The organism is Donghicola sp. (assembly GCF_025210255.1).
Taxonomy (GTDB): Bacteria; Pseudomonadota; Alphaproteobacteria; order Rhodobacterales; family Rhodobacteraceae; genus Donghicola; species Donghicola eburneus.
Genome location: NZ_JAOARZ010000037.1, coordinates 125,172 through 135,138, shown reverse-complemented (window position 1 = coordinate 135,138; position 9,967 = coordinate 125,172). Strand labels below are relative to the sequence as shown.

8 protein-coding genes and 1 pseudogene are annotated in these 9,967 nt (G+C 58.7%); 8 read left to right on the top strand and 1 reads right to left on the bottom strand.

All coding sequences use genetic code 11. From position 1 onward, the window contains the following. Nucleotides 1-3,473: pseudogene (locus N4A58_RS17410) on the bottom strand (hypothetical protein); the annotation flags it as partial. 171 nt (nucleotides 3,474-3,644) lie between these two features. On the opposite strand from N4A58_RS17410, the gene flgB reads away from it, so the two are divergent. From flgB to N4A58_RS17370, 8 genes are all read left to right on the top strand, one after another. After that, nucleotides 3,645-4,028: a flagellar basal body rod protein FlgB gene (gene flgB / locus N4A58_RS17405; protein WP_072708409.1), complete on the top strand. Its 384-nt coding sequence runs from the start codon at nucleotides 3,645-3,647 to the stop codon at nucleotides 4,026-4,028. Nucleotides 4,029-4,030: 2 nt separating this feature from the next. Beyond that, nucleotides 4,031-4,447, top strand: coding sequence for a flagellar basal body rod protein FlgC (gene flgC / locus N4A58_RS17400; protein ID WP_072708407.1), 417 nt, complete (start codon nucleotides 4,031-4,033; stop codon nucleotides 4,445-4,447). Nucleotides 4,448-4,470: 23 nt separating this feature from the next. Beyond that, the gene (locus N4A58_RS17395; protein WP_293711897.1) at nucleotides 4,471-5,160 is read left to right on the top strand and encodes a flagellar hook capping FlgD N-terminal domain-containing protein; all 690 of its coding nucleotides are present in this window, start codon (nucleotides 4,471-4,473) and stop codon (nucleotides 5,158-5,160) included. 60 nt (nucleotides 5,161-5,220) lie between these two features. Next, nucleotides 5,221-6,471, top strand: coding sequence for a flagellar hook protein FlgE (locus tag N4A58_RS17390; RefSeq protein WP_072708402.1), 1,251 nt, complete (start codon nucleotides 5,221-5,223; stop codon nucleotides 6,469-6,471). A 34-nt stretch (nucleotides 6,472-6,505) separates the two neighbouring features. Further along, nucleotides 6,506-7,267 (top strand): flagellar basal body rod C-terminal domain-containing protein, encoded by a 762-nt coding sequence (locus N4A58_RS17385; protein WP_072708400.1) that lies wholly within the window; start codon nucleotides 6,506-6,508, stop codon nucleotides 7,265-7,267. 88 nt (nucleotides 7,268-7,355) lie between these two features. Further along, the gene (flgG, locus tag N4A58_RS17380; protein WP_072708399.1) at nucleotides 7,356-8,144 is read left to right on the top strand and encodes a flagellar basal-body rod protein FlgG; all 789 of its coding nucleotides are present in this window, start codon (nucleotides 7,356-7,358) and stop codon (nucleotides 8,142-8,144) included. A 5-nt stretch (nucleotides 8,145-8,149) separates the two neighbouring features. Beyond that, entirely contained in the window at nucleotides 8,150-8,818 is a 669-nt protein-coding gene (locus N4A58_RS17375) for a flagellar basal body L-ring protein FlgH (protein ID WP_072708397.1), read from the top strand. A 24-nt stretch (nucleotides 8,819-8,842) separates the two neighbouring features. Then, complete coding sequence (locus N4A58_RS17370) at nucleotides 8,843-9,964, top strand: flagellar basal body P-ring protein FlgI (protein WP_293711892.1); 1,122 nt, start codon at nucleotides 8,843-8,845, stop codon at nucleotides 9,962-9,964. Nucleotides 9,965-9,967: the final 3 nt, after the last annotated feature.

Sequence of the window (9,967 nt, the reverse complement as noted above, 5' to 3'; positions counted from 1 at the left end):
GGCACCCCCCCCGCCGCCGCCTCCGGCTCCCGCTCTCCCGCAGGCTCAGGCTCAGGCTTCTCTGCAGCAAGTGGCGCCAGTGCTTCCAGAGCTTGCTCTAGCTCCTCTGCTTCATCCACCTCATCCGCGACGAGCGCGGTATGTAAATCGGTCTCGCTCTCGGTCTCATCGTCCGCGGGGCCAGCATCACCCAAAGAGAGCGGCTCGACGGTTATCTCTTCCGTAGCGATCGAAGCATCGCCTTCGGCTTCCACGATGTCGTGGCTCTCCTGCTCAAGACCCCTCGTATCCCCGAGCTGGTCAGCGAGTTCCGACAGTGTGTCTAGAGTATCGGAGGCGCAGTCGTGCGGAGCGGTATCGTCCTGTGTTGTTTCGGTGTTTGTTTCTGGCTGCGCGAATTGCGCGGGCTCTTGAGAAAGTGGTAGATCAACGTCTTCCTCGAGGTTCTGCTCGTCCTGCTCGTCCTGCTCGTCCTGTGCGTCGGCCGAGGCGGGCGTAGCGTTCTCGATATCATCGAAATCGCCAACGTCGTCTCCAAGTAAAGATGCGAAAACGGCGTCGTCATCCTCCTGCGAAACATTGGCCGCGTTGACGTTCCGGTCCACCAAGTCTGCGACGGCTGGGAAGTCCTGATTTTCTGCCTCTCCAAGTGGCTGAGGCACGTCGTCTGCGACCAGTTCGAACGCATCTTCGTCAACAACAGTCGGGATATCCTCGCAGATTTCCTGCGAGTCTTCGATCCCACCAACCAGGTCCTCACTCGGCTCGATTTCTTCAGAGGTCGGATGATCGGCTGCGTTGTTGGTGGAAGACGTCTCGCTCTTTTCGAGATCCTCTTCAGCCGCGGAGGCGTCAATCTGAGCCGTCACAGTCTCTTCATCGCGTGTCGCAGGCTCGTCGACGAATGCTGCAAAAGGTTCAGCCTCATCAGACAGTACGCCAGAGCTTTCCTCTGGAGCGTCGGCGATAGCAGGGTCTGTGTTTGATACCTCAGCCGGCTCTGATCCAGCGTCATTGAATTGGGCCAGCAGATCGTTGACGTCGCTTACCTCGGTATCACCGGGCATGGGGTCTTTGGCGACGGATTTTTCCTCGGCCCACGTGTCCGCAGCAATAGGCGTCTCAGCCAGCACGTCGTCTAGAGCGTCTTGCGCCTCTGGCAGACCGTCTGACAGTGACTCTTCCTCAGCCGACGTGAGGTCAGTATCGGCAAAGTTCTTCGCAGCTTCTGGCTCTTCGTTCAGGTCAACCGCCTCAGTCTCTTCTGGATGTGTATCATCTGCGAATGCGGCAAACCCGTTCGACGCCAAAGCTTGCAGGTGAGCACTGCTTTCGGCGTCATTCACAGTAGACTCGATCTCAAATGGCTCGAACATCTCGTCATTGTCGCTGTCCGACCCCAATTCCATATCGTCTAGACCAGCCAGAGCCGCAAAGGGATCCGCGTCTCCCTCGTCATCCTCCTGATGCTCTTCAAATCCCTTGGGATCTGAAGTCTCGGCGGTGTCAGAGACGACGGACTCATCGATATCTTCGGGACTGTCTGCTACCTCATCCGCAGGCGCAAGTTCATCCAAATCTTCCTCGTTGGTCGTTGGGGCGGTCTCTTCTCCCTCTAGGTCTGCGAAAGCAGCAAACGGATCATCGTCTGCGTCGTCTGCGTCGTCTGCGTCCTGCTCAGTCTCCGGCGTATCGAGATCGTCATTCGCTTCTGTCAGTGCCGCAAAACCACTCGCGGCCATGTTTTGCAGATGGGCGGTGCTGTCCTCTTCACTGGATGGCTTCGCCACCTCGAACGGTTCGAACATGTCTTCGTTCTGGTTCTCCGCGCCGATGCCTCTCTGCTCCAGCTCCGCCAGAGCAGCAAAGGGATCATCCGCTTCTTCCAATTCAAAGGGATCACTCTCGGCGAGCGCCTCTGCGTTTTCCACGCGCTCTGCGCTGTCGTCCGCAAACTCAGCAGCAACCGACTCAGGCTCATCCTCAGGCGCAATAGCTGGCGCTTCCGAAGCCGCCTCGGCCTCTTCTTGCAGAGACACGTCCACTGCCTCTTTTTTGGCATCGTCCAAATCTTCGGAAATTTGTGCCAATGCCTCTGGATCGCTTTCGAACGCAGCCAACGCAGCAAGAGGATCTTCAGCTTCTGTCTCTGAAGTCGTCTCGTCCTCTTCTTTCAGTTCAGAAAATGGGTCGCCGCTCTCGTCCGCAAAAGCGGCGAAGGGGGGCTCAGCTTCCGGTTCGCCTGGTGTGCCTTCTGGCGCAGCCGGTGCAGCGTCGTCTTCTTTAAATGCCGCGAAGGGATCGTCGCTCTCGTCCGCAAATGCGGCGAACGGATCTTCTGCTTCCGGTTTGGCTGGCGTGCTTACTGGTTCTGCCGGTGCTGCGTCGTCTTCTTTAAATGCCGCGAAGGGATCGTCGCTCTCGTCCGCGAATGCAGCGAACGGATCTTCTGCTGCCGGTTTGACTGGCGTGCTTACTGGTTCTGTCGGTGCTGCATCGTCTTCTTTAAAGGCCGCGAACGGATCGTCGCTCTCATCTGCAAATGCGGCGAACGGATCTTCTGCTTCCGGTTTGGCTGGCGTGCTTACTGGTTCTGCCGGTGCTGCGTCGTCTTCTTTAAATGCCGCGAACGGATCGTCGCTCTCGTCCGCAAATGCAGCGAAAGGGTCTTCGGCTGCCGGTTCGGCGGGCTTGCTCTCGGCCTCCGCAGGCGCGGCGGCGTCATTTTCGAACGCCGCGAACGGATCGTCACCCTCATCTGCGAATGCGGCGAATGGATCGTTTTCTTCGGGGGCTGCTTCCGCTGCCGCTGGCGTGTCATCAGCGGATGAGGCGCCTAACTCTCCGAATGCCGCGAAGGGATCGTCTCCGTCGTCTGTAAATGCAGCAAACGGGTCTTCGTCTTTTTTCGCCGCGGGTGCGGCAGCAGGGCTGGCAGCTTTGGGGGTGTCGTCCGAGAACGCGGCAAACGGGTCGTCGCCATCGTCATCACCGAAGGCCGCAAAAGGATCGTCGGACGCGGTTGGGCTATCCCCGCCGAGACCCGCGAGGGCGGCAAAGGGGTCTGGGGCCTCCTCTTCGGCAGGTGCTGGGGGCGCGGCAGTCGGGGCTGGGGTATCTTCGGGCTCGTCCTCGGCATCGAGATCGCCGAACACGTCAAAGACAGAGGGATCGCTCAGATCCATCATGTCTAGCTTTGGCGCTTTCTTGGGCGGGGGCGGCGGTGCGGGTTCGGGCTCTGGGATGGGCTCGGGTTCCGGCACAGGCTCGGGCGCAGGTTTCGCAGCTTTGCGGCGCTTGGGCTTCTTTGGCGCGGGCTTTTCTCCTTTTAGAGCATCCTGCAGCAGCTTTAGCCGTGCCTGCATCAGCAGGTTGCGGCGCGCTGGGTCATTCTCTTCTTCATAGAGATCGGCCAGAGCCTCGGCTCCGACGAGCGGTTCGACACCGCGCATCTTGCTCAGAATCTTTGTCATCGGCTTCACTTTACGTGTGCCGGTGCTCTTGGTGTCTGAACTTCCCGATTTGGCCGAGGTCATTTTCGGTGCTCCTGCCGGTTTGCTTCCATTTGGCATGGCACTTGCAATTCCCAGACCAGAACGGCCGAAACGCCGAACTTTTTAGAAAGAAAGTCAACGAGGACCGGAATGACGGGTATACGCGACCATATCAGCCTACACGCAGATGCGTTGGTGCTGCGTGAGCGCCGCAACAATGTCCTTGCCTCTAATATCGCGAACGCCGCAACGCCGGGGTTCAAGGCACGGGACATCGACTTCGCCAGCGCACTGGATCGTGCGCAGGGTGTAGGCAATTTGCGTGCCAGTGATGATCAACATTTCACTGTCGGGGGCGGGCTGGCCCAAGGTCTGGGATATCGCCAGAACCTGAACCCCGCTCTGGATGGCAACACCGTCGAACTGGCGGTTGAGCAAATGGAATTCTCGGAAAACACCCAACGGTACCAAGCCACGCTGACCTTGCTGAACCGCAAGATCGCCGGCCTGAACCAAGCGATCCGTGGAGAATAATCATGTCGTCGATCAACAACGTATATGATGTAGCCGCCCGTTCGATGTCGTCGCAGATGACACGTCTGAACACGATTGCATCGAACATCGCGAACGCGGGCTCTGTCTCAACCACAGAGGATGGCGCGTTTCGCGCAATCCGCCCGGTATTCGAAATCGACTACGCCGCCGATGTCCGCGAGAGCGGCCTGTCGACCACCAGCGTCAGCGACATCGTTTCGCTGGACCGCGAACCTGCCAAGGTTTTCCGCCCCGACCATCCGCTCGCGAATGAAGACGGCTTTGTCTACGAGGCTGCGGTCAACGTCGACGAAGAGATGGTCGAAATGACCGAAGCCAGCCGTCAGTACCAGAACACCCTCGAGGTCGTCTCGACTCTGCGCACCCTGATGTCGCGCACGGTCAAGATGGGCCAGTAACGCTGCAATCAGGAGAGACCTAGATGACCACAGTCAGCGGCGCATATGCAAACATCTCGGGGGTCCGTGAATATGACACGGAGAGCCTCAAGACGAATGTCGCCCCGAATAACAAGGATCTGGGGCAGGAGGATTTCCTGACCCTGATGACAACCCAGCTGCAGAACCAAGACCCGTTTGCCCCGATGGAAAATGGGGACTTCTTGGCGCAGATGGCGCAGTTCAGCTCGGTCGCGGGTCTGGATCGGATCAACGAAACCCTTGGCGATATGTCCAGCGAGTTGAACAGCGGCCGGATCGCCACCGCATCCTCGTTGCTGGGCCAGAGCGTTCTGGTGCCGGGGACCATCGCCCGCCCCGATGCGCAGGGTGAAATTCACGGTGTGGTCGATCTGGCCGAAGCCGCAAACAATGTCACGGTGACGTTCCTCGACAGTAATAACTCTACCATCCTGCACAAAGAGCAGCTTGGCGGTCAGCGCCCGGGTCTGGTTGGTTTCGACTGGACGGATGTGCCGGATAACATCGTGAACAGCCATGGATCGGTCCGCGTCTCTGTTGAGGTGACGACCGATGAAGGAACACAGGTGATAGGCCCCTCGGTCTACGCCCGCGTGATGGGGGTCCAGATGCCGACCGATGGCAGCGATATGACCCTGAATGTCGAAGACTATGGTGAACGCAACTACTTGGAAATCAGCGCGCTGCGTTGATCTCCAACCCCTCTGAACGCCCCCCAATTCCCGCTCGAACGCCTAAGATAGGAGAGCCCAATGTCCGCACTTACCGCCCTGACAGGTCTGCACGCAGCGCAGGCTGACATCGCGAATACGTCGAACAACATCGCCAACGTAAACACCGTCGGCTACCACAAGAGCCGCACAGAATTTGCGGACCTTTACTCGACCCCGCCGTTCTCGGACCCCAAGAAACAGACCGGTCTAGGTACCCGTCTGGCGCATGTGGGCAAGAGCTTCAACCAAGGCTCGTTCGAGCAGACCGGTAATACACTGGACCTTGCTATTCAGGGTCAGGGCTTCTTTGCGCTGCAGCCTGAAAAGGATAACGGCGAAATGAGCTTTAGCCGCGCTGGTTCCTTTGGTCTGAACTCTGATGGCAACGTGGTGAACGCGGGCGGTAGCTTCATGCTGAGCTATCCCAGCGCCGAAGATGGCACCGTGCTGTCGAAATCAATCATTCAGCCCCTGAACGTACCGTCGTTCCGCGGCAATCCCACCGCCACTTCAAACACTTCGGTCACATTGGCGGTACCAACTGGATCGAAGTCGCAGGGCACGCAGGACGCAGTACCTGCAACCAATGCATTCGACCCCGATGACAACACCAGCTACGCCTTCACCTCGCCCTTCTCGATCTTTAACGACGAGGGCATCGCCCAAGAGGCCGAGCTGTACTTTGTGATGACCGACATCCCCGATGCGACCAACACTGAGACCCGCTACGAAGTTCACATGTCGGTGGATGGCGTACCCTTCACGCCTGCAAGCCCTCTGACTGTTGCGTTCGATGAATCGGGTGTACAGATCGAAGGCGAAGATCCGATCGCGTTCACCAGTGACGGCCGTACCATCAATCTGGATTTCGCGGACTCGTCGATGCTGGCAGACGATTTCGCTGTCGTCACTCTGGAGCATGACGGCGAGGCGCCGCGCGGTCTGTCGAACTTGGAAGTGGATGGCAACGGCATCGTCTGGGCGAACTACTCGGGCACTGAAACCATTGCTTTGGGTCAGGTGGTGTTGGCGAACTTCACGAACCTGAATGGTCTGTCTCCGGTCGGTGACTCATCCTACAAAGCAACCGCGACCTCGGGCGAGCCCTATTACGGTCAGTCCGGTATCAGCGGCTTTGGTAACATCCGCGCAGGCTCGCTGGAGCAAGCGAACGTCGATCTGACATCTGAACTGGTCGAACTGATTGCTGCACAGCGGAACTATCAGGCCTCGGCCAAGGCGCTAGAGACCTCGAACTCGCTGTCGCAGACCATCCTCCAGCTGCGCTAAAGCGCTCTTTCCGCTGACTAAAGGAACCTGATCCATGGACCGCTTGATTTATACTGCGCTGAACTCTCTGCATAACCGCCGAGACAGCAACGTGACCCAAGCCCAGAACTTGGCCAACATGAATGTCCCCGGCTATCGCGCTGACTTGGACAACCCTGGTGGTACACGGTTCGCAGCAGCCTTGGATCAGGCCAGCGTTCGCGCATTCCAGCTGGAAAAAGGGCCTGCTGGTTTCTCCGAAGATAGCGGATTTCTGGATAAGACTGACAACTTACTGGACGTTGCCATCGCGGATCAGGGGTACTTCTTTATGAAGCCTGACAACGGTGGTCCGCCCGCCCTAACCCGCCGCGGGGACCTTGCGGTGGGCAATGACGGCATCCTGCGCAATGGCGCAGGCGAAGAGATGTTGAACGCGCAGATGCAGCCGATCAATATCCCGCCCTTCCGCCAGATCGTTATTAACGAAATCGGCGAGATTATCATCGAACCAATTGATGGCGCGCCGGGCGAACAGCTAAATATTGGCGCTCTGGCCACAACGATGCCGCCCGAAGGAACGCTTCAAAAGGGTTTAGACGGACATATCCGTAACAAGGACGGCACAATGCCTCCAGTAGATCAGCAGGCCAAGGTTCTGCAAGGGACACTGGAGCGGTCCAACGTCAACCCGATCGACGAGCTGCTGGCAACCATTGAAAACCAACGTGGCTTTGAGTTCGGGATGAAAATGATCGCCGAAACTCAGAAGATCGACGAAGCCGGCGCCAGCCTGATGCAGGCTCCAATGGAATAATAACGGCATTGTGCCCGGATGTTTTAGCATCTTGGCACAGCTTTTGCAGACATCTTGGTGAACCGCCACTCTTTAAGGAGCGTCCAAGATGTCCAGCGCATCCATGCACGTCGCAAAGACGGGGCTGAACGCCCAACAAGCCCGGATCCAGGTGATCTCGAACAACCTGGCGAACGTTAACACAACCGGCTTCAAGCGCGACCGCGCCAACTTCGAGACCCTACTTTATCAAACCTGGAAATCGGGTGGGGCACAGACCTCGGAAGCGACCCAGCTGACCTCGGCATCGGCCGTTGGTACCGGTGTGCGCATGGTTAACACCCAGAAGCTGCACAGTCAGGGTAGCCTCGTTAATACCGGCAATAACCTTGATATCGCGATCAACGGGCAAGGCTTCTTTCAGGTGCTGCTGCCGGACGGCCAGATTGGCTACACCCGTGACGGCACCTTTTCTCGGAACGCCGAAGGCACCATGACCACCAGCTCGGGCTACGTGGTTCAGCCAGAAATTCAGATCCCTGCGGATGCGATGGAGATCAACATTTCGGCCGACGGTATCGTCAGCGTCACCACGCCCGGCAACAACATCTATCAGGAAGTTGGCCAGCTGACACTGGCGACGTTCTCGAACCCAGCGGGTCTTGATTCCCGCGGCGAGAACTTCCTTGTCGAAACCCCTGCCAGCGGCGCGCCCATCGTAGCGAACCCTGTCGCGGACGGCATGGGCAGCCTGATGCAAGGCACACTCGAAAGCTCGAACGTGAACGTGGTGCAGGAATTGGTCGACATGATCGAAGCCCAACGCGCCTACGAACTGAACTCCAAATCCATCTCGGCTTCGGACGAGATGATGCAGTACCTCTCAAACAAGCTGTGATCCTCATGACCCTTCGCTTTGCTCTTATCGCTGGATGTGCTGCCCTGACCGTCGCCGGTTGCTCGCAGCAGATCGAAGAAAACGCCTCTGCCAACTATGCACCCGTGTATCCTGTCGAGGCTCCCGAAACCGCATCTCTGATGCCCACCGGTGGCATCTACGGCAACGGATCGATGGGTCTGTTTGCGACCGACCGCAAAGCGGCCAGCGTCGGCGACATCCTGACCGTCAAACTGTCCGAGCGTTTCGCGGCCACCAAGAGCCAGAACGCCAGCACCAGCCGCAGCGACGAGTATGGCGTGAACCTGCCCTCGATCCTGCCGCTGAATTTCACTGGTGCAGACTTGGCCAGCGGGTCAGAAAGCAGTTTTTCGGGTCGTGGCAGCGCCAGCCAGTCGAACAGCCTGACAGGCCGCATGTCGGTGAACGTCGTGCGTGTTCTGCCCGGCGGCAATCTAGAAATCGTAGGCCAGAAGAAGCTGACCCTGAACAACGGCGACGAGTACATTCGCCTGACGGGCATCGTGCGCCCCTCGGATATCTCGCCCGACAATATCGTTGAATCGGACCGCATCGCCAATGCCGACATCAAATACATCGGTGCCGGTCAGCTAGCAGATGCGGGCAAACGTGGCTGGCTCAGCCGCGCCATCAACACCGCTTCGCCGTTCTAAAGCGCAACCGAAAGGGTCGCCGCCATGTGCCGTCTTGTCCTGATTATCATCCTTAGCCTCCTCGCCCCTATGATGGCCAAAGCCGACCGGATCAAAGATCTGGCCTCTGTCGCTGGTGTGCGGTCGAACCCTTTGGTGGGCTACGGTCTGGTTGTCGGTCTGGCGGGTACCGGCGACGGTGGCTCGACGCTGACGCAGCAGTCCATGCAGTCGATCATCTCGCGCCTTGGTCTGGAAACCGACGCCAATAATCTGGATGCCAAAAACGCGGCGGCCGTGATGGTCACCGCAGAGATGTCCCCCTTCTTGAAGCCTGGCCAGAAGATGGACATCACCGTGTCCACTGCGGGCAAGGCCAAGTCGCTACAGGGTGGTACCCTGCTCATGACCCCGCTGATGGGCGCAGATGGCGAGGTTTACGCTATCGCCCAAGGCAACCTTGTTGTCGGTGGTCTAGGGGTCGAGGCTGGTGACGGATCGTCCGTCATGGTGAACATCCCGACTGTGGGCCGTATCCCCGGTGGCGCGACCGTCGAGCGACTGGTGGAAACGCCTTTCCTCGAGTCCGAATACTTCGTCCTGAACCTGCACCGCAGTGACTTCAGCACGTCGAACCGTATGGCCGAAGCAATCAACGGCATGTTCGGCGCCGGTGTCGCACTGCCTCTGGACGGGACCTCGGTCCGTGTTCGCGCGCCTGCTGATCCCGGTCAGCGCGTGTCCTTCATGGGAATGCTCGAAAGCATTGACGTCGAGCCCGCAGAAGCCCGCGCCAAGATTATCGTGAACAGCCGCACGGGTACGGTTGTGATCAGCGGTGACGTGCGCGTTTCGCCCGCAGCTGTGACCCATGGTTCACTGACTGTCCGCGTGAACGAAGATTTCAACGTCGATCAGGGCGGCGCGACCGTGGTGGCCGATGGCGGAGAAGTTGTGGTGCCCGCAGGTGATCCTGTCGTGACACCGGACAGCGAGATCGACATCGAACAAGACCCCGCGCGTGCCTTCCTCTTTGACCCCGGTATTTCCTTGTCCTCGCTGGTGGACGCGATCAACGCAGTCGGCGCAAGCCCCGTCGATCTGGTCGCCATCCTAGAGGCCCTGAACACCGCAGGCGCCCTGCGTGCCGAACTGATCATCATCTAAGGA